14 protein-coding genes are annotated in these 18,519 nt (G+C 71.1%); 7 read left to right on the top strand and 7 right to left on the bottom strand.

Going from position 1 to position 18,519, the window contains the following annotated elements:
* Positions 1 to 15: 15 nt before the first annotated feature.
* Both ABD093_RS09090 and ABD093_RS09085 read left to right on the top strand, forming a co-directional pair.
* Positions 16 to 1,248, top strand: coding sequence for a sialidase family protein (locus tag ABD093_RS09090; RefSeq protein ID WP_343923892.1), 1,233 nt, complete (start codon positions 16 to 18; stop codon positions 1,246 to 1,248).
* Positions 1,245 to 2,372, top strand: a complete 1,128-nt coding sequence (locus ABD093_RS09085; protein ID WP_343923890.1) for a sialidase family protein — start codon at positions 1,245 to 1,247, stop codon at positions 2,370 to 2,372. Before ABD093_RS09090 ends, ABD093_RS09085 begins: the two co-directional genes overlap by 4 nt.
* Positions 2,373 to 2,507: 135 nt before the next feature.
* Here ABD093_RS09085 and ABD093_RS09080 read toward each other — a convergent pair whose 3' ends face one another.
* Together ABD093_RS09080 and ABD093_RS09075 are read right to left on the bottom strand one after the other, a co-directional pair.
* A complete protein-coding gene (locus ABD093_RS09080; RefSeq protein ID WP_343923888.1) occupies positions 2,508 to 5,198 on the bottom strand; it encodes a S8 family serine peptidase in 2,691 nt (896 codons plus the stop codon).
* Between the two features lie 213 nt (positions 5,199 to 5,411).
* On the bottom strand, positions 5,412 to 6,254 hold the full coding sequence (locus ABD093_RS09075; RefSeq protein WP_343923886.1) for a hypothetical protein: 843 nt from the start codon (positions 6,252 to 6,254) through the stop codon (positions 5,412 to 5,414).
* Positions 6,255 to 6,368: 114 nt separating this feature from the next.
* On the opposite strand from ABD093_RS09075, the gene ABD093_RS09070 reads away from it, so the two are divergent.
* Together ABD093_RS09070 and ABD093_RS09065 are read left to right on the top strand one after the other, a co-directional pair.
* A complete protein-coding gene (locus ABD093_RS09070; protein WP_343923885.1) occupies positions 6,369 to 7,814 on the top strand; it encodes a DUF2079 domain-containing protein in 1,446 nt (481 codons plus the stop codon).
* 223 nt (positions 7,815 to 8,037) lie between these two features.
* Positions 8,038 to 8,826 (top strand): phosphotransferase, encoded by a 789-nt coding sequence (locus tag ABD093_RS09065; RefSeq protein ID WP_343923883.1) that lies wholly within the window; start codon positions 8,038 to 8,040, stop codon positions 8,824 to 8,826.
* A 110-nt stretch (positions 8,827 to 8,936) separates the two neighbouring features.
* Here ABD093_RS09065 and ABD093_RS09060 read toward each other — a convergent pair whose 3' ends face one another.
* The 4 genes from ABD093_RS09060 to ABD093_RS09045 form a co-directional block, all read right to left on the bottom strand.
* Positions 8,937 to 9,782, bottom strand: coding sequence for a hypothetical protein (locus ABD093_RS09060; RefSeq protein WP_343923881.1), 846 nt, complete (start codon positions 9,780 to 9,782; stop codon positions 8,937 to 8,939).
* Positions 9,783 to 10,065: 283 nt separating this feature from the next.
* Complete coding sequence (locus ABD093_RS09055; RefSeq protein ID WP_343923879.1) at positions 10,066 to 11,487, bottom strand: alpha/beta fold hydrolase; 1,422 nt, start codon at positions 11,485 to 11,487, stop codon at positions 10,066 to 10,068.
* Positions 11,484 to 13,685: a prolyl oligopeptidase family serine peptidase gene (locus tag ABD093_RS09050; RefSeq protein ID WP_343923877.1), complete on the bottom strand. Its 2,202-nt coding sequence runs from the start codon at positions 13,683 to 13,685 to the stop codon at positions 11,484 to 11,486. The genes ABD093_RS09055 and ABD093_RS09050 overlap by 4 nt, the downstream gene beginning before the upstream one ends.
* Positions 13,682 to 14,287: a hypothetical protein gene (locus ABD093_RS09045; protein ID WP_343923875.1), complete on the bottom strand. Its 606-nt coding sequence runs from the start codon at positions 14,285 to 14,287 to the stop codon at positions 13,682 to 13,684. Before ABD093_RS09045 ends, ABD093_RS09050 begins: the two co-directional genes overlap by 4 nt.
* A 76-nt stretch (positions 14,288 to 14,363) precedes the next feature.
* On the opposite strand from ABD093_RS09045, the gene ABD093_RS09040 reads away from it, so the two are divergent.
* Entirely contained in the window at positions 14,364 to 15,578 is a 1,215-nt protein-coding gene (locus ABD093_RS09040) for a glycoside hydrolase family 3 N-terminal domain-containing protein (RefSeq protein WP_343923873.1), read from the top strand.
* 36 nt (positions 15,579 to 15,614) lie between these two features.
* Here the strand turns inward: ABD093_RS09040 and thiD are convergent, their stop codons facing one another.
* The gene (gene thiD, locus ABD093_RS09035; protein WP_193119028.1) at positions 15,615 to 16,493 is read right to left on the bottom strand and encodes a bifunctional hydroxymethylpyrimidine kinase/phosphomethylpyrimidine kinase; all 879 of its coding nucleotides are present in this window, start codon (positions 16,491 to 16,493) and stop codon (positions 15,615 to 15,617) included.
* A 296-nt stretch (positions 16,494 to 16,789) separates the two neighbouring features.
* Here thiD and ABD093_RS09030 point away from each other — a divergent pair, with 296 nt between their 5' ends.
* Positions 16,790 to 17,719 (top strand): hypothetical protein, encoded by a 930-nt coding sequence (locus ABD093_RS09030; RefSeq protein WP_193119029.1) that lies wholly within the window; start codon positions 16,790 to 16,792, stop codon positions 17,717 to 17,719.
* Positions 17,716 to 18,483, top strand: coding sequence for a hypothetical protein (locus ABD093_RS09025; protein ID WP_193119030.1), 768 nt, complete (start codon positions 17,716 to 17,718; stop codon positions 18,481 to 18,483). Before ABD093_RS09030 ends, ABD093_RS09025 begins: the two co-directional genes overlap by 4 nt.
* Positions 18,484 to 18,519 lie beyond the last annotated feature (36 nt).

Genomic DNA, 18,519 nt, shown 5'->3' with positions numbered 1-18,519 from the left:
CCAGAAGGAGATTCGATGATGAACACCCCTGTGAACGGTCTGTCCCGCCGCGGTCTGCTCGGCGGCGTCGCCGCAGTCACCGCTCTCGGCGCAGGAGCTGGCTCCGCTGCCGCCCTGTCGCCGCCGAAGGAGAACGGCCGCCGGCACGGCACCTACGAGGACCAGCCGCTGGCCTGGCCCGGCTATCAGGGCGTGGCCAACTTCCGCATCCCCGCTCTGGCCGTCGCCCCGAGCGGCGATCTGCTCGCCGCCTTCGACAAGCGACCCATCGGCGGCGATTCTCCGAGCCCGAACTCCCTGTGGCAGCGTCGCTCGCGTGACGGCGGCCGCACGTGGGAGAAGCCCACGGTCATCCGCCAGGGTCTGGAATCCACCGAGCCCGGGGAGAAGCTCGGGTTCAGCGATCCGTCGTACGTGGTCGACCGCAGGACCGGCACCGTCTTCTGCTTCAGCGTGTTCTCCAAGGACGTCGGCGTGTGGGACGGCGACTATGGGAACGACGACGAGGACCGCAGCATCATGAGCGCCACCGTCGCGATCAGCCATGACGACGGCGAGACCTGGGAGTACCGCTCCCTCACCGAGATCGTGAAGCCCGCGGACTGCCGCGCCATGTTCGCCTCCTCCGGCGCCGGCATCCAGCTGCACTACGGCCCGCACGCCGGCCGTCTGGTCCAGCAGTACGCCGGGTTCTTCCGCGGAGAGGGCGAGGGGGACGCGGAGATCGTCCAGGCGTACTCCGTCTACTCCGACGACCACGGCGAGACCTGGACGATGGGCACCCCCGTCGGCACGGAGATGGACGAGAACAAGGTCGTCGAGCTCTCCGACGGCACGCTCATGATGAACTCGCGGGAGAACGTGCGCACCGGCCGCCGCTGGGTGGCCCTGAGCCATGACGGTGGCGAGACCTGGGAGGATCTGCACCGCGATCCGTCCCTCGTGGATCCGGGGAACAACGCGCAGATCACGCGGGCGTATCCGGACGCCCCGCAGGGCTCCGCGACGGCGAAGGTGCTGCTGTTCTCCCATGCCGACCACGTCCCGAACGACCGGGTGAACGGCACGATCGAGATCTCGACCGACGACGGCGCCACCTGGGAGCGCAAGCGGGTCTTCGACGCCGGCGCCTGCCAGTACTCGGTGGTCATCGCGATCGGTCGCGACGAGTTCGGCCTGCTCTACGAAGCGGCGGACGAGACCATCACCTTCGCCCGCCTCGACATGGACTGGATCCTCTCGCGGTGATCTCCCTCGGCCACAGCCCCTCCCCGGTCCCTGAGGCACCGGTCCCCCACTCCGTGCTCGCCCGGGCCGGGGAGGGGCCGTGGCCCCGGTACCGCATCGTGGGCCTCGCCCACCTCGGCGACGGGATCGTCCTCGCCGCCTTCGACGGCCGCGAGACCGGTCAGGACGTCCCCGATCCCACAGGACTCGTGCAGCGCCGGTCGCTGGACGGCGGCCGCACGTGGGGACGGTTCGAGTCCCTGCGCGAGGCGGACCAGGAAAGACGCCAGTGGTACTGCGACCCCAGCTATGTGGTCGATGCCGTCACCGGCACCGTGCATGTGTTCCACACCCATGCCAAGGATCGCGGGGTGTGGGATGCAGTAGCCGGCACCGACGACGCGGATCGGGACGTGCTGGGTTCCGCGGTGAGCACGAGCACCGATCAGGGCCGTACCTGGACGCACCGCTCCCTCACCGCGATCGCCTCCCCACCGGAGCTGCTGCGCACCGCCTTCCCCACCTCCGGCACCGGACTGCAGCTGCGCCGCGGTCCGCATGCCGGGCGGCTCGTGCAGCCCTACGCCGGCTGGTTCTGGGTGGGCGGCGCCCCGAGCGACGAGCAGGTGGTGCGCTCCTACTGCCTGATCTCGGACGACCACGGCGCCACCTGGCAGCGGGGCGAGCCGGTGGGCGAGGACATGGACGAGACCACCGTCGTGGAGCTCTCCGACGGGCGCGTTCTGCTGAACTCCCGCGACCATGCCCGCGGCGGGCACCGCAGGATCGCCATCTCGGCGGACGGCGGCATGACCTGGGAGGACCTCGGCATCGACGAGCAGTTCGTCGACCCCGGCAACAACGCCCAGCTGGCGCGCCGCTTCCCGGACGCGTCGCCCGAGGATCCGCGCGCGACGATCCTGCTGTTCAGCAATGCGTGGGACCGCTTCGCGCGGGTGCGCGGCACCCTGCACAGCTCGGCCGACGACGGCGCGACCTGGCAGGAAGCACTCGTGTTCGAGCCCGGGCCGCTGGACTACTCGGTGGTCCAGGCACTGGACGACGACGCGATCGGGATCCTCTGGGAGGTCGAGTCGCGCGAGATCCGCTTCGCCCGGATCGAGGCGAAACAGCTGGACGGCTGACGGCACGACGGCGACGGCGACGGCACGACGGCGAGGGCGGTGGCACCCGGGTATCGGGTGCCACCGCCCTCGCAGTGTTCTAGCGTGCATCACGCCCGTCGGCGCCGCCCTGCTCGGGGACGGCGCCGCCCTCGGTCAGCGGGCGTCGTCCTTGCCGCGTGCCGGGTTGTCGATCGTGAACTGCGGGGAGGTGTAGGTCTCCCAGTGGTCCGGGTTCTCCGGATCGCCGAGGGGCTTCAGCACCCGCATCTGCAGCACGTAGTCGCCATCCTTCACGGTCCGCACCCGTTCGTTCTTCAGGGCGTACGTGCCGTCCCAGCCGTAGACCTCGGGTTCCGGGGAGCGACCGAGGTGGTCCGTGGAATCGATCAGGCCCACGCCCGGGTTCACGAGCCGCAGCTTCCCCGTCTTCGAGACCGAGTAGGCCTTCATCTCCAGCCGCTCGACGGGGTACGAGAACGCGTAGGCGAGGTAGGGGATGTCCCCGTCCTGCATCGTGTACGTGCTCCCGCCCTCCGGATCCAGCAGCACGCCGCCGGCTCCATCGCTCACCCCGAGGGAGGGCAGGCCCATCCCCTGGTCGCTGAGGACGGGCAGCGCCTGGTAGTCGCCGGACAGGCCCGCGAAGGGGACCACGAGGTCGTCGTCGGCACTGGTGAACGTCACCCAGCCGCCGTAGATGAGGCCGTCCTCGCCGAAGTCCTCACCGAGGGTCACCTCCACCTCCGACGTGGCGCCGGCCGGCACGGTCACGCTCGACGCGGACGGGTCGGCGGTGCCTTCGGCGGTGTAGAACTGCGGGTTCTCCGTCGGCGCGCCGGTCGCGACGCCGTGCTGGACCCCGATGTCGTAGGTCTTCTCCTGGTCGGAGTCGTTGGTGACCCCGAGGGTGACCGTCTGCAGGCCCTGCTCGCCCTCGCCGAGCGAGATCGAGGGAGCGCCGATGCTGGTCGTGGTGTGCACTGCCTCGACCAGGTCGAGCAGGCCGGCGCCCTGACGGTGGACCGGCTCGAGGTAGCCCTGATCAGGTGAGAGCGACCAGGTCAGCGGATCCGCGGTGTTCATCATCGCGGTCTTCACATCTTTCGGTGCGAGGGCCGGGTGGGCCTGCAGGAGCAGCGCCGCAGCACCGGCGACATGGGGAGCCGCCATCGACGTCCCCGACTTCGCGCCGTGCCCGCCCTGCTCGAGCGGGACCGTGGACCAGATCGAACCGCCGGGAGCGGCGATGTCCGGCTTGAGCTCCAGCTCGGCGGTGAGCCCGTAGGAGGAGAAGTCCGAGACCAGCCCGCCGGTCGCGTTCTCGACGACGGTGGTGCCCTCCTGCCAGGCCCAGGTGACGTCGCCCGCGGCGGCCGCCTCCTGGAGCGCAGCCCCGTCGGCCTGACCGATCATGACCACGGGGATGGTGATCGCCGGGTCGCCCTCGACGGTGGGGTTCACCGCGCCGGGTGAGTTGTTGTACAGGATCACGGCGTCGTAGCCGGCCTCCTGGCCGGCGAGCGCCTTCTCGTAGAAGGAGCAGACGCCGCGTTCGACGAGCAGAGCCTGGCCGGAGCTGGCGGCGGGCGGGACCGCGTCGGCGGTGCAGCCCTGCGCGGCCTCGGTGCCCGGTTCGCCAGCAGGGATCAGCGCGAGCTCTCCCTCGGTGGGTGCGGCCGGACCGCCGGTGGCTGCGGCATAGGCGCGCTCGCCGTCGGCCGCGATGCCGAAGGGCGTGCGCATGTGGGTGTTGTCGACCGAGGCGACGGTGATCGCGTCGGAGGCGACGCCGGGGGCGCCGCTCGAGAAGGTCCCGGCCGCCCCCTCGTTGCCGGCAGAGATGACGACGGTGACGCCGTTGGCGGTGAGGGAGTCGGCCAGCTGCGCCGTGGGGTAGTCCTGCCAGGTCATGAAGCTCGCCCCGAGGGACATGTTCACGACGTCCGCACCGTCGGTCAGCGACTGCTCCATCGCCTCGAGGATCACGTCGGTGCTGCTGGTGCCGTCGCAGCCGAAGATCCGGTAGGAGAGGAGGTCCACGTCAGGGGCGGCGCCGATGACCTCGCCGTCCGCGCCGATGATGCCGGCCACGTGCGTGCCGTGGCCACCGCAGTCGTCGGGGTAGGCGTCGGGCGCCGCGGGGATCCCGGTGGTGGAGTCGTAGTCGTCGCCGACGTAGTCGTAGCCGCCGACGACGCGATCACCGGGGAAGTCGGCCTTCTCGTCGTTGACGCCGGATCCACCGAGGTCGGGGTTGTTGTAGTCGATGCCGGAGTCGATCACCGCGACGGTGACGCCCTCACCCGTGAGGCCGTCCACCTCCTGCACCTGGTCCACGCCGGTCATGGCATTGCCGAACACATCCTCCGGGCCCGCGTCCGCAGGCTCGGCGGGCTCGGGCTGGGCCACCTCGAGCACCGGGTACACGGCCTCTACACCGTCGACGGCGCGCAGCTTCGTGACGTCCGCGTCGTCCATCTGCACCGCCATGCCGTTCCAGCCCTGGACGTAGGTCGTATCGACCGTCAGCGGGATCGACGCATCAGCGGCGCGGGCGCTGACCGTGTCCTGGGCGGAGACGTTGGCCGAGCGGCTGCCGCCGCGGAGCACCGGGTCGCCGGAGACCTCGACGAGCCAGCGCCCGGGGATCGCCTCGGGCGCGGCGTCGAGGACCTCGTCGGGCGTGGGGGTGTCCACGCCGAGGTCGGAGGCGGATCCGAGGGGTTCGGGGCCGCCGTCGGCGAGCGCCGGTGTGGTCACGAGAAGACCGGCGACGAGGGTCGCGCCGGCTGCCGCCGCGAGCACTCCGCGCGGTCTGGGCAGGTGAGGGTGGATGAAGGGCATCGAAGCGTTCCTCCGGGGGATGGGATGGGCGGTGCGCTGCGCATCGTCGCGCCCGGGATCACCGGCGCGCACCAGCACTGCGCATCTCATCACGCCTGATGCACCGGCGTGAGCCCAATCACTGAAGATCCAGGCCACGATCGTGCAACGACGAGGCGCCACGGCTGCGCCGCCCGTGTAAGGGCCCATGCAGGCCCCGGTGACAGCTCGCCGTCACGGGAGTGCGTCCGACGGCTCCTCGCTCTCGCTCTCATGGTGCAGGGTGATCGCCTGGGGCGTCGGCAGCTCGTATCCGGGACGGTCGAGGAACTCGAGGGCCTCGTCCACGCGCTCGTCCTCGTCCAGCACCATCACGCTGAGCATCCCGAGCCGGCCCTCATCGATCTGCAGCTCCAGCGAGAAGCAGAAGCCGCCCTGATCGAAGCGGCCGGTGACCGGCCAGGTCTGATTCCACGGCACGGCGAGGCGCTCCGCCCGCTCGACGACGAGCATCACGTCGCTGCTCCCGCTGCCGACATCGATGACGCGGGTGGAGTCCAGCTGCGTGCGCAGCGCGGGGGTGCCGGCATGGTCGCCGCCGTCGGCCGGAGGCGCGAGCAGAGCCGCGATCAACGCTCTGACCTGCTCGGGCATTTCCACCGTCGCCTGGTCGTCCTCGGACGGAGCAAGCTCGCCACCGCGTTCGGCCCAGGTCGGCGTCGGCACCAGGTAGAGCGCCGCCGCGCCAGCCGCCCCGATCCCGGCCAGCAACAACCGCGGCCGCGACACCCCGAGACGATGGAGCCCGCCCACGATCCTGTGATCCAGATGCTCGGACAGGTCCATGAGGCCCAGGGTGACACCTCCGGTGAGGAGTCCGTCGAGTGCCGGGTCGAGCAGCGCCCCCTCTTCCGTCGTGGTATCCGCGACGAGCAGACCGCTCACCGCAGCCGTGCCCACCCGGTAGGCGGCACGGGTCCAGGGTCCGAGCCGTCGGGGCTCGATGAGGGTGAGAGCGCCCACGGCGCCCGCCGCGACGGTGAGGCGGAGCAGGCGGCCGGAAGAGATCGAGGTCATGAGCTGATTCTATGGTCAGTGCAGGATTCGCCGGCGAGGCGCTCACGAGTCGGAGCAGAGCCCCGCCCCACCCCTGCGATCCGGCCGCGCGTGCGGGCCCGGTACCCTCGCACCGTGAACCGCACCGCCGACGCTCCCTCGACCCGGCAGGACGCCCCGCCGTCCACCGACCGAGCCGCGCGGCGGGGATGGCTCCTGGTGCCCCCGTTGCTCGCCGTGCTCGCGACCGTCGCCTATGGGGTGCAGGGCACGCTGCAGTTCCGGAACCTCGTGACACGGTCATGGGACCTGGGGATCTTCACGCAGCTCGCGCGGGCCTACGGGGAGCTGCGCGCGCCGATCGTCCCGATCAAGGGCGACGACGTGAACCTGCTCGGCGATCACTTCCATCCGATCCTGGCGCTGCTCGCCCCCGTGTGGTGGGTATGGCCCTCGGGCGAGGCGCTGCTGTGGACCCAGGCGCTGCTGCTGGGGATCTCCGCGATCCCGCTGACCCGGCTCGCGATCGATCGCCTCGGCCCCTGGCTGGGCTCCGTCGCGGGTGGAGCGTACGTGTTCTCCTTCGGGCTCCAATCCGCCGCGTCCGTGCAGTTCCACGAGATCGCGTTCGCGGTGCCGCTGCTGGCGATGGCCCTGACCTCCCTGCTGCGTGACCGGGTGCCCGCCGCTGTGCTGTGGGCGGCGCCCCTGGTGCTGGTCAAGGAGGACCTCGGTCTCACCGTCGCCCTGCTGGGAGGGATCATCGCACTACGGCACCGGGACGATCGCGAGCATCGCCTGCTGGGATACGCCCTCGCCTGCTGGGGCGCGGGCTGGTTCATCCTGTCGACCTTCGTGATCCTGCCGGCGCTGAACACGGCCGGGCAGTACGACTACACCGACAACCTCGGCTCGCCGCTGGACGTGTTCTGGCCGGGGGCGAAGTGGGTGACGGTCCTGATGCTGCTGCTGGCCGCCGGGGTCATCGGTGCCCGCTCTCCGCTGATCGCCCTCATGCTGCCCACGCTGGCCTGGCGCTTCACCGGCACCGTCGAGTTCTACTGGGGATGGGGCTGGCACTACGACGCCGTGCTCATGCCGATCGCCCTGGCCGCGCTGCTCGATGCCCTCGGCGACCGTCACAGCGGCCGCGCCACCGCGTGGCTGCGGCGCGACGCCCCGGTGCCCGTGCGGCGCATCCGGGTCACCGCGGTCGCGGCCTCCGCCGTGGTCACGCTGATACTGGGCGGGTCGATGCCGGTGCTGGACGTCGTGCGACCCGGGAGCTGGGAGCCGACGTGGCGGGCCCCGTACGCCGCCGCCGCGCTGGATGCCGTGCCGGACGGCGCCGTGCTCGCCGTCGACATCACCCTCATGGCCCAGGCCGTGCCCGACCACGACGTGCAGTGGATCCACGGCCCCAACACGAGGGTCCCCGACTGCGTGCTGAGCGACGTCTATGCGTTCTCCTGGGCCGGTCAGCCGCCCGCGGACATCACCGACTGGGCACAGGAGACCTGGGGGACGGACTTCGAGACCGTCTACGACGACGGCGGGTTCAGCGTGGCGTGCCGGGCGTAGACGGGTGACGCATCACGGGATCGGCCTCTCGCGCCCGGTGCGCGACGACGGACGAGGTCCAGGGTCCGGCCGCCTGCGCCCGCGCAGGAGCTCGAGTATTCGATCGCCGCCGTGCCTGCAGCCGCCTAGGCTCGGATCCTGGAACCACCGCAGGCACCCTCATTCTTGGTACCTGCTATCCGGTTGCTGGACCCTCAGCATCTTCCCCCTGAACGGAGAACCTGTGGCCGACGAATTCGTCTCGGTGACCTCGAGAAGCGTGTCGCGTGATCGGCGGGTCTGGTCGACCACCGTGCATCGACTGCTCTCCCATCTCGCCGACGCAGGACTCGACGGCCTGCCGGTCCCGCTCGCGGAGCAGTCGCCCGAGCTGGACGAGGTCAGCTTCGTCGAAGGGACCACGGCGGTCGACGTGGTGCTGAGCCGCGATCAGGTCGAGTCCTTCGGTCGCCTGCTGCGCTCGCTCCATGACGCCGGCGCGGACTTCGACGCACTGCCCACCGACGTGTGGCAGCCGTTCGAGTTCCGGGCCCACGCCCCGGACCCGTTCAGCGAGAGCACCTTCCTCTCCGAGATCGTGATCGGGCACGGCGACACCGGACCCTGGAACGTCCTGGTGACCTCGGCGGAGTCCGTGTCCCTGATCGACTGGGAGTTCGCGGGCCCGATCGTGCGACTCGACGAGATCGCCGCCACCTGCTGGCTGGCCATGCGGTTCCACGATCCAGAGGTCGACGCGGTCGCTCCGCTGACGAACCTCGAGGAGAAGGTCGAGCTGCTGCGCGCCTTCCTGAACGCATACGGCCTGGAGCGTGCTCTCTGGCCGGCGGTCGTGCAGGGCATGAGCGACTACGCGATCCGCGATACGGCGTACGAGGCCACGCGTCTGAACATCTCGGCAGGCGAGGCGGCGACGGACGATTCCGCGCCGTGGCGGCTGGCCTGGCGTTCACGCAGCGCCGCCTGGATCATCCGGCACCGTGCCGAGATCCTTCACCTGCTGGGAGTCTGACGGCGTCCCTCACGACGGGGAGAACGCCGTCCAGCCACTGAGGCGCCGAGCGGTTGCTTGCGACGTCCTCGAGAGGTGAGCGCGTCGGAGCGATCGATCCTGGGGCGACCTCAGCCGCCATCGCTGGGATCGGTGGGATCGGTGGGATCGGTGGATGGATCGTTTGTGGACGGGGTGGTTTCCGGATCGGTCGAGCTCGGGCTCTCGCTCGGCGACTCGGTCGGCTCAGCTGTCGTCGGATCTGTCGGCTCAGTCGGCTCAGACGGATCGGTCGGATCGGTCGACGGATCAGCAGTCGGATCAGTAGTCGGATCAGTAGTCGGCTCGGTCGACGGCTCCGTGGTCGGGTCGGTCGGGCTGGGCGTCGAGCCGCCACCGTCGCTGCCGTCGTCTCCGTCGTCCTCGCCGCCTGCACCGTCGCCCGGGGGTGTGCTCTGGTCATCGGTCGGCGGAGCGGGCTCAACAGGGCTGGGGCCGACGGGACCGGGGTCCTCGCTCGACTCCGGGGTCGTGGGTTCGTCCTCGGCAGGGTTCTCCGACGACGGGTCCGGGTCTTCGGCATCCGGTGCCTCGGAGGTCGGCTCCTCCGTCTCCGGGGCAGGCGATTCCGACTCCGGAGTCGGCGAATCCGCGTCCGTGTCCGGCGAATCCGATTCGGGCGACGGCGAGTCCGGCTCGGGCGACGGGTCGGCGGTCGTCGTCCCGGGGCTCGCGGGCTCAGGCGTCTGCGTGGGGGCGTTGTCGGCTCCGCCGCCGTCGGACGGCGTGACCTCCTGGACGACGGTCGGGTCGTCCTGCTGGTCCCCGGCGAGCGCGGCCAGTGGCCCGACACCGGCGATGCCGAAGCCTGTGAAGGCACCGACGGCGGCGACGCTCGCAGCGGCCAGGACGATCGAGACCCGCGGCGTCGAGGCCGGCGAGTCCGTGCTGCGCACGCCCGTCACCCGTCGACGCATGGTTCCCCCTGTGCTGTTCCATCGTGGTGCTGTTCAGTCCTGCGGTGCTTCTCTCCGGCCACGACCGGGAGCCATCGATCGCGCTCCCCGGGTCACGACCAGATCCCAGGGTATGCGGGCCCCGCACCGATCTGAAGACCGCCGGGCAGAAATCATCCATCGTCCTCGAAGAGTTTCCTGCGAATCTTCATCGCCGGGTCGTACGTCTCGGATGTCGGGCCGACGACAGGCGACCCCGCCGATCGAGGGGACCGGGACGGGCAGGCAGGTCCGGAACAGCCGTTCAGTCGAGCTTCACGTGACGGGTGCGTCGGGACCGGGGATCCACCTGGGCCTGCTCGCGCTTCGCCCGGGCGGACTCCACCCGGATCCGCCACGGCGAGTACCGTTCCGCGGCCAGCGCGATCTGGAGGCCGCGGGAGAGTGCCTGATCTGTCGGCGTCGCCGGGAGCGCCGCGAGCTCGTGCGCGTGCTCCGGCAGCAGATGCGCGGCCCCGCAGGCGCTCCAGCGGGCCGCGATCTGCGTGATCTGGCTGCGGGTGTCGAGCATCGAGTGGCCGGCCCCGGGGACCTCGAGCAGTCGAGCCCCGGGGATCCGTGCGGTGAGCTCCCGGGCGATCCGAGGTGGGGAGATGAGATCCAGCGACCCGGTGATCACCAGGGTCGGGGCGGTGATCGCCGGGGCGAGCTCGTGCAGATCGAGCACCTCACCGGTGAACGGCGGCACCGTCCGGGACTTCTCACCGGAGATCACCAGCGGGTCCAGCGGTCCGCCGTCCGCATGGTGCCCGCCGCCGAGCTCGGTGTGGAGGATGCGGGCGGTCAGGTCGTACTCCATGACGTACGGCGTGGACTGCAGCCAGTCACGGTTCAGCACCTGCCGCACGCTGTTCCAGGTGAGCTGACCGCGACCCAGGGCGAGCAGGTCCACGAGGTCCCGTACGGCGGATGGCCCGCCGTGCTCATGGACGGCCAGCACCACCGGACCCGCGCGGTACCCGTCCACGACGCCCTCGCCCACGAGCCGACGCAGGGACGACGCGGTCGTCGAGGTGGCCGGCACGGTGCCGTCCCAGTACATCGCTCGCAGCGTCTCCTGCGCGATCTTCTCGTCGTCCGCACTGGTCAGCGGGGAATCCAGGACGAGGGAATGCACCCGCTCGGGGTGCAGGACGGCGAGTGCCTGGGCCAGGTAGGCGCCATAGCCCACGCCGTACAGCGCGACCTGCGGGGCCCGGGCATGGTCCAGCACCGCGAGCACGTCGCCGAGCACCTCACGCAGCGACATGGCATGGGGCGGGAGGTCGTGGCCCTCCGCGTCGAGGCGCGAGAGGCCCACGCCCCGGTGCTCCATCATGAGCACGTCGAGGCCGCGCCCGGCGAGGCTTCGACGCAGCACGTCGTAGGGCAGCACCGAGGCCCGGTCGGGCCCGTCGGGGAGCAGCAGCACGGGCACCTCCGGCGTTGCCGCGAGGGGCTGCTCGGCGCCGTCGACCGTCACCTCGTCGACCGGCGCTCCGGCCGACGCCGTCCGTCGCCGCGAGGTGCTGCGCGGGACGGTCCGCGCATAGCGCAGCGGGAACAGACGCTCGTCGCCGGCCGAGATCTCGCGGTAGACCGTCATCAGGTCGTTGCGGATCTGCAGCAGATCGTCCTGCGCGGGACGATCGAAGAGGTCGGTGGAGCGCACGCCGGGGAGCTTCACGAGCCGATCGTGCTCCACAGGAACGTGTACAGCAGGGCGTTCATCCGGGCCGCCTGCTCGTTGGTGGCCGCTCCCCCGTGCCCGCCCTCGGTGTTCTCCCATGAGCGCACATCCGCGCCGAGGGATTCCATCGCGGCCGTGAACTTGCGGGCGTGACCGGGATGGACCCGGTCGTCGCGGGTGGAGGTGAGCAGGAAGGTCGGCGGATACGGCTGCTCGGTGTCCTCGCGCAGCAGGTGGTACGGGCTGAAGGTGCGGATGTACTCCCAGTCCTCGGTGTCCGGATCGCCGTACTCGGCCATCCAGGAGTAGCCGGCCAGCAGATGGTTGTAGCGCTTCATGTCCAGCAGCGGCACCTGGATGATGACCGCCCCGAACAGCTCGGGGTACTGGGTGACCATGTTCCCGGTGAGCAGGCCGCCGTTGGAGCCGCCGCGCACCGCCAGATGGTCCCGGTCGGTGACGCCGCGCTCCACGAGGTCCCGCCCCACCGAGGCGAAGTCCTCGTAGGCACGATGACGGTTCTCCTTGAGCGCCGCCTGGTGCCAGCGCGGCCCGTACTCGCCGCCGCCGCGGATGTTCGCCAGCACGTAGGTGCCGCCGCGCTCCAGCCAGGCCTTGCCGATCGCGCCGAGGTAGCTCGGCGTCAGGGAGATCTCGAAGCCGCCGTACCCGTACAGCAGGGTCGGCGAGGGCCGCTCCGACTCCACGGCGTCGGTGCTCGAGATCTCGAAGTACGGGATCCGGGTACCGTCATCGCTGGTCGCGAAGTGCTGACTGACCTCCAGGCCGGTGGTGTCGAAGCGGGCCGGGGTGGACTTGATGATCTCGAGCTCGCCGGGCTCGCCACCGCCGGCGACCTCCGAGAGATCACCCAGGTGCAGCGTGGTGGGCTCGATGAAGCCGGTCACGGTCACCCAGATCCGGTCGTCGACGTCCGAGTCGACTGCGGCCACCCCGATCGAGCCCTGCAGCTCGGGGTAGAGGTCCCGGCTCACCCAGGCGCCGTCCTCGTCGCGGGTGTGGACCTCCAGGCGGTGCACGACGTCCTCGAGGATCGAGAGCACCACCGCGGTCCTCGTGATGGTCATCCCCTCCAGCGAGGTGCTCTCGGTGGGCTCGAACAGCACGTGCAGCTCGGGCTCGCCGCGCTGGAAGCTGTCGAAGTCGCCGACGACGAGAGAGCCGGACAGGTAGGTCGTCCCGTCGATCTCCCAGTCGCTGCGCGGGCTGAAGATGCCCAGGTCGCGGTGCGCGTTGGCCTCGAGATCGTGGGGGACGTCGAGTGTGGTGAGCGTCGGAGGCTCCTGCTCGCGATCCACGACGTGGACGCTGTTGTCGTAGAAGGCGTGCGCCTCGATCACCCAGTCGCGCTCCCAGCCGGGGGTGGAGTCGTGGGCGGCGAACACGGCCATGTCGTTCTCGGCGACCTCGTGCACCAGGAGTGCCTCGTCCAGCGGGGTGCCGCGGGTCCACAGGCGGGCCTGGCGCGCATAGCCCGAGCTCGTCATGGTGCCCTCGCCGAAGTCGGTGGAGGCCCAGACCGTGTCGACGTCGACCCAGCTCAGGCTCCCCTTCGCCTCGGGGCGGAAGAAGCCGCCCTCGGCCTCGGGCACGAAGGAGAGGGTCTCGAGGTCGAACTCGCGGGTGACGTCGGCGTCGGAGCCGCCGTGGGAGAGGTCGATCAGGGCGTGCCGATAGGGCTCGCCGTCCTCGAGGCCGACGGGGCGCAGCAGGCTCGCGCCGTGCCACACCCAGTCCTCGCCCTCGGCCTCGTTGAGCGCATCGACGTCCAGCAGGATCTCCCAGTCGGGGGCATCCGTGCGGTAGGACTCCAGCGTGGTGCGGCGCCACAGCCCGCGCTCGTGCTCGCCGTCGGTCCAGAAGTTGTAGAGGTGCTCGCCGCGCAGCACCACGCCCGGGATCCTGTCCGTCGCGTCGAGGATCTCGAGGATCTCGCGCTGCAGGGTCTGCGCGAGCGGTGCCGCATCGGCAGCATCGGACCCGCGGGGATCGCGCACCGCGTCGAGCTCGGACTCCGCGGCCGCGTTGTGCTCCCGCACCCAGGCCAGGGCCTTCTCGCCGGTCACGTCCTCGAGCCACTCGTGGGGATCGGAGGAGCCGTCGGGGGCGGGGAGCTGCGCGGCAGAGGTGCCCTGCGGGGCGGAGGATGGGCTCGGCGAGGCGGCGTCGGTCATCGGTTCTCCTTCAGGAGGTCGTCGGGGGAGGTCATGAAGTCTGCGAGGGTCCGGCTCCAGGCGGCTTTCCAGGCGTCGCGGCCAGCTGCCGTCTCCAGACCCTTGTGCTCGATGCCGAGCGTGCTGCGGGGCTCGGTCGAGGTGCGTCCGGCCGGGCCGCTCTTCGCCGTGATGTTCACGGAGACGCGGCTCCCGTCGGCCACCGCGGCGCGCCAGTAGCGCCAGGTCACGGTGTCGCTGAGGCGGGGCTCCTCGAGTCCCAGCTGCTCGCGTCGCGCGGGCGTCATGAAGGCCGCCCAGCGGTCGCGCACCGCGTCGAGGTCGCCCGGGACGGTCCGGGAGGCGGAGGCGGAGAAGTCGCCGTCACAGCTCTGCCCCACCACCCGTCGGCCGATGACCTGCTCATAGGCCACGGTCACGCCCTGCGCCCACCACTCGGTGATGTCCCAGCGCTCGGGCAGCAGGCGGGCGATGGCGGAGTGGTCGAGATCGGGACCACCGGCCTCGGTGATCCGCTGCACCCAGGTCTCCAGCGCGGTGCCGGTCCCGGACTCTATCGAGGCAGCTCGGGGGTGCTCCCGCGGCGACGTCTCGGTGTTCATGGGGCCACCCTACGGGGCGTCCGGTGCCGCACATCACAGCATCCTGGGGCAGGGGTCGGCATGGAACACTGGCGCCATGCGACGACGTCATCTCCTGGCCCTGGCCCCGACGGCCGCCCTCGCCGCCTGCACCACTCCCGGGGAGGATCCGGCGACGGACGGGAACGGCGATTCCGGCGGCTCCTCGGACGGCGGCACCGGCTCGGCGGACGGCTCGGACGGCGGGGGCCCGACCGACGACCCCACGACCGAGCCGACCGAGGATCCACCGACGGCCGCCGAGCTGCTGCTCGAGGAGCTCGAGCCGCGGGAGCTGGCCGGGCAGCTGGTGCTGGTCGGCATCCCGGCGGGCACCGAGATCCCTCGCGAGGTGCTCGCGGAGCATCACGCCGGCGGGATCTTCCTGCTGCAGGTGTGGGAGAGCGCCGACGCGGTGGACGCCGCCCAGGAGGGCTCCCGCCCCGACCTGCCCCCGCTGATCGCCGTGGACCAGGAGGGCGGGCAGGTGAGGATGCTGCGCGGGGATGCCGCCCGGAATACCCCGTCGGCCGAATCCCTCGGGAAGGACGGCACGGACGCCGTCGCCGAGGCGTACACGAGCATCGGCGAGGACCTCGCCGCTCTCGGCATCCACGTGGCCTTCTCCCCCGTCGCCGACGTCGTGGATCCCGCGCTGGGCGACGGCAACGGGCCCGTCGGCACGCTGGACCGCGGCTTCGGCACGGAGCCCGAGCAGGTGGGCGAGTGCGTCGCAGCCGCCGTCGAGGCGCTGGATGCCCAGGGGGTGGCGGCGACCCTCAAGCACTTCCCGGGCCTGGGCAGGGTCCGCGAGAACACCGACTTCTCGGCCGAGGGCATCGAGGACACCGTCACCGGGCCCGACGATCCGTTCCTGGGCTCCTTCTCCGCCGGGATCGACGCCGGCGCACAGCTGGTGATGATGTCCTCGGCGATCTACCCGCAGCTCGAGGAGGGCGTGCCCGCCATGTTCTCGCGGGCCGCGATCCAGGACCTGCTGCGCGACCAGCTCGGCTTCACCGGGCTCGTGATCACGGACGACATCGGGGCCGCTCAGGCCGTCGCCGACGTTCCCGTCGCCGAGCGTGCCACCCGTCCGCTCGCCGCCGGCGGAGACGTGGTGATCACGGCCGACGCCTCGCTCACCGGTCAGCTGGTCGACGCGCTCGAGGCGTGGGCCGCGGAGGATCCCGCGAACCTGGCGCGCGTCAAGGAGTCCGTGCTGCGCGTGCTCGCTCTCAAGGAGCAGCTCGGGCTGCTCACGGCTGAGTGATCAGGCCGGGCTCAGCGATCAGGCCCTGTCGAGCGATCAGGCCTTGTCGAGCGTGATCAGGTGGTTCAAGGGGCTGTAGCCGGTCCCGCTGTGACGGGAGACCTTCCAGCCCTGCGCGTTCTCGATGGCGCTCGCGAGGAACTCCCGGGCCGAGGCCACGATGGTCACGAGGTCGTCCTGGCTGCCGGCATCGCCGATCTCGCCGAGCTCCCCGGCGCGGCTGAACTCCTCGATCCGGGCGAGCTGCGCCGTGATCGCGGCCGAGAGGGTCGACCCGGCGCCGCGCACGAACCGTCCGGCCACGCGCTCCGCCCGCAGCAGATCGGTGCCGCCGGGGTGCACGAGGACGTCGACCGCGTCGTCGTGCTCCAGCCGTCCGCCGGTGATGAGCACGGCCCGCGGTCCGAGCGCCTGGAGGGCCAGCGCCTGCTCCCGCATCTCGTCGATCGAGGTGGCCAGCGGCCGGCCCAGCAGCTGAGCCGCCTCCGCCATGTTCGGGGTGAGCACATCGACCAGCGGCAGCAGGGAGTCGCGCAGCGCCGTCGCGCCCTCCGCGGAGATCAGCGCCGAACCGTCGCTGCCCACCATCACCGGATCCAGCACGAGACGTCCCAGCGACCCGGAGTGCTCGCGCACCGCCTCCGCGACGGCCTCGACCACGGCCGCACTGCCCAGGGCACCGATCTTGGTGGCGTCGAGCAGGAGGTCCGTGGCGACGGCATCGATCTGGCTGCGCACCACATCTCCGGGCAGATAGTGAATGCCGCGGAGCCCCTGCGAGTTCACCGTCGAGACCATGGTGACGGCGCTCGCCCCATAGGCACCGAGCGCCGTGAAGGTCTTCAGATCCGCCTGGAGGCCGGAGGCCCCGTCGGAATCGGAGCTGGCGATCGTCAGGACGAGGGGTGGGCGCATGCGGACTCCATCTATCGGTGCCGGGACCGGAGCGAGGTCTCCGTCGGCCTGTGCCCGGAGAGTATCAATCGCACCTGCTCGTCGTGACCTGGACCTGCTGGTGGCCCCGCTCCTCGTGCTGCTGCCCGGCCCGCCGATCGCGGCACCGTCGATCCCGCTGGTCGAGGCAGGTCCGTCCCGCGGGTCGTCCCGGTTCAGGAACGCCGGGCGTCGCATGCGAGAATCACCCGGGGACACGGGGTCCTCTTCAGGGATCCCTCGACGGGGCAGGGGCCCTCCGCGCCGGGGAGGTGGCGATGACTCAGGATCCGCACAGCGACGATCAGCGGTCGCCTGATTCCGGCCTGCCCGACTTCAGCGATCACGATCCGCATGAGCTGTCCGGGACGGGGCCTGCCGAGAACGGCGTGACCCTGGGCGAGCCCGGAGAGCGGGCCCGCCACCGGACCCTGGCAACCGTGCTGGCCGTCGTCGGCTCCGGGGTCGTGCTGCTCGCCGTCATCGCCCTCGTGCTCTCGCAGACGGTGTTCCGCTCCGTGCTCGACGAGGGCGATCCCACCGCGTTCAAGACCGGTGACCGGACCGCCGGCGGCCAGTCGGAGTACGTGCCCGATCCCGAGGACCCCGACCTCGCTCCCCCTCCGCCGATCTTCACCGAGAAGCCGACCACGGACTGCACCTTCCCGAGCGACCCCGGCTCGCCCCCGTCCTCGGACCCCGGCACGATCCGCGGCGGCGATCTCCAGTACACGATCCCCGACACCTGGGACTACCCGTGGGGCTCCGGTGACCTCCCCTATATGTCCGAGGTCAACGCCCAGGGACGACAGGTCGAGAACTCCTGGTTCAGCGTCGTGAACCTCGGTCGGGTGGTCTGGTCGGACGAGGAGGGCGGCTATCCCGGGCTCGAGAAGGCCGCGGTCGCGATCTTCCAGTGCTACGCGACCACCTCCGGGGTCGTCGCCTATTTCGGCGACCACCCGAAGGTCACCGACTACCGCTCCGAGGTCATGACAGTCGACGGCCATCAGGCGTGGATCGTGCAGGCCACCTACCACTTCGAGGACCCCGAGATCCTCGCGACCACGGACTCCTCGGTGGTGACGGCGATCGTGGTCGAAGGACCCGACGGGCCCAGCGCCCTGGCCAGCGACGTCGCGGCCGACCAGCCTGAGCACGTCCAGGAGCTCGCCGACATCATCGCCAGCCTCGAGGTCGTCGAATGACGACCCGGCAGACCGGCGGTGGCCGAGGCAACGCTCTGCTGCTCGGCGGGCTCTCCTTCGCGCTCGTGTTCCTGCTCATCGTCGGCGCCACCGTGGCCTATCTGGTGCTGCGGCCCGCTGCGAGCAGCGGCCCCGACAGCCAGAGCGCCTCCTCCAGCGCCTCCACGACGTCGACGGAGTCCGAGTCGCCCACCCCGACGGAAGTCGTCGAGGAGCGCTGCTACACCCCCGAGTACGAGCGGGCCTCCACCAACCCCTCCGGGAAGCTGCTCGGCGGTGGCCTCCAGTTCATCCCGCCGGCCGTGTTCGACGGCCGTGAGAGCGCCGGGCCCGCCTCCTTCCTCAATGACACCCAGGTCGCGACCGCGCTGGTCGAGGAGGGATGGATCTCGACGATCACGGTCGGCGCCGTCGACTGGCAGCCCGGCGTCGAGTACCCGGGCAACGAGATCGCCTCCCAGAAGATCGCGAAGTGCTTCTTCACGGACGGCGACTGGGGGGACAACCGTGCCCGCGAGCGCACCTGGGACGAGGAGACCACCACCCCGGTGACCATCGCCGGGATGCCCGGCTACACCACCCGGGCCATCGTGAACTTCGGCTCCGACGACCTCGAGAAGACCGACGCCACCGAGATCGTCGTGGTGGTGCTCGAGACCGAGCAGGGCCCCAGCGCCCTCGCCCTCGAGACCGCCGTCGGGGTCACCGACCATGAGGAGGCCGCTGATGCCGCCCTGGAATCCCTCACCGGGCTGGGCAGCTGATCGCCGCCTGGGCAGGTGACAGCCGCCCGGGCAGCC

Origin of the sequence: Brachybacterium tyrofermentans (genome assembly GCF_039526165.1) — a bacterium.
GTDB classification, from domain to species: Bacteria; Actinomycetota; Actinomycetes; order Actinomycetales; family Dermabacteraceae; genus Brachybacterium; species Brachybacterium tyrofermentans.
The sequence above is the reverse complement of the archived record's forward strand: the minus strand, read 5'-3'. Positions and strand labels throughout refer to the sequence as shown.

Bases quoted from the DNA above. Each gene is read 5' to 3' on its own strand.
- ABD093_RS09050 (WP_343923877.1), bottom strand. From the start codon at position 13,685: ATGACCGACGCCGCCTCGCCGAGCCCATCCTCCGCCCCGCAGGGCACC.
- ABD093_RS09090 (WP_343923892.1), top strand. From the start codon at position 16: ATGATGAACACCCCTGTGAACGGTCTGTCCCGCCGCGGTCTGCTCGGC.
- thiD (WP_193119028.1), bottom strand. From the start codon at position 16,493: ATGCGCCCACCCCTCGTCCTGACGATCGCCAGCTCCGATTCCGACGGG.
- ABD093_RS09075 (WP_343923886.1), bottom strand. From the start codon at position 6,254: ATGACCTCGATCTCTTCCGGCCGCCTGCTCCGCCTCACCGTCGCGGCG.
- ABD093_RS09060 (WP_343923881.1), bottom strand. From the start codon at position 9,782: ATGCGTCGACGGGTGACGGGCGTGCGCAGCACGGACTCGCCGGCCTCG.
- ABD093_RS09045 (WP_343923875.1), bottom strand. From the start codon at position 14,287: ATGAACACCGAGACGTCGCCGCGGGAGCACCCCCGAGCTGCCTCGATA.
- ABD093_RS09040 (WP_343923873.1), top strand. From the start codon at position 14,364: ATGCGACGACGTCATCTCCTGGCCCTGGCCCCGACGGCCGCCCTCGCC.
- ABD093_RS09025 (WP_193119030.1), top strand. From the start codon at position 17,716: ATGACGACCCGGCAGACCGGCGGTGGCCGAGGCAACGCTCTGCTGCTC.
- ABD093_RS09080 (WP_343923888.1), bottom strand. From the start codon at position 5,198: ATGCCCTTCATCCACCCTCACCTGCCCAGACCGCGCGGAGTGCTCGCG.
- ABD093_RS09030 (WP_193119029.1), top strand. From the start codon at position 16,790: ATGACTCAGGATCCGCACAGCGACGATCAGCGGTCGCCTGATTCCGGC.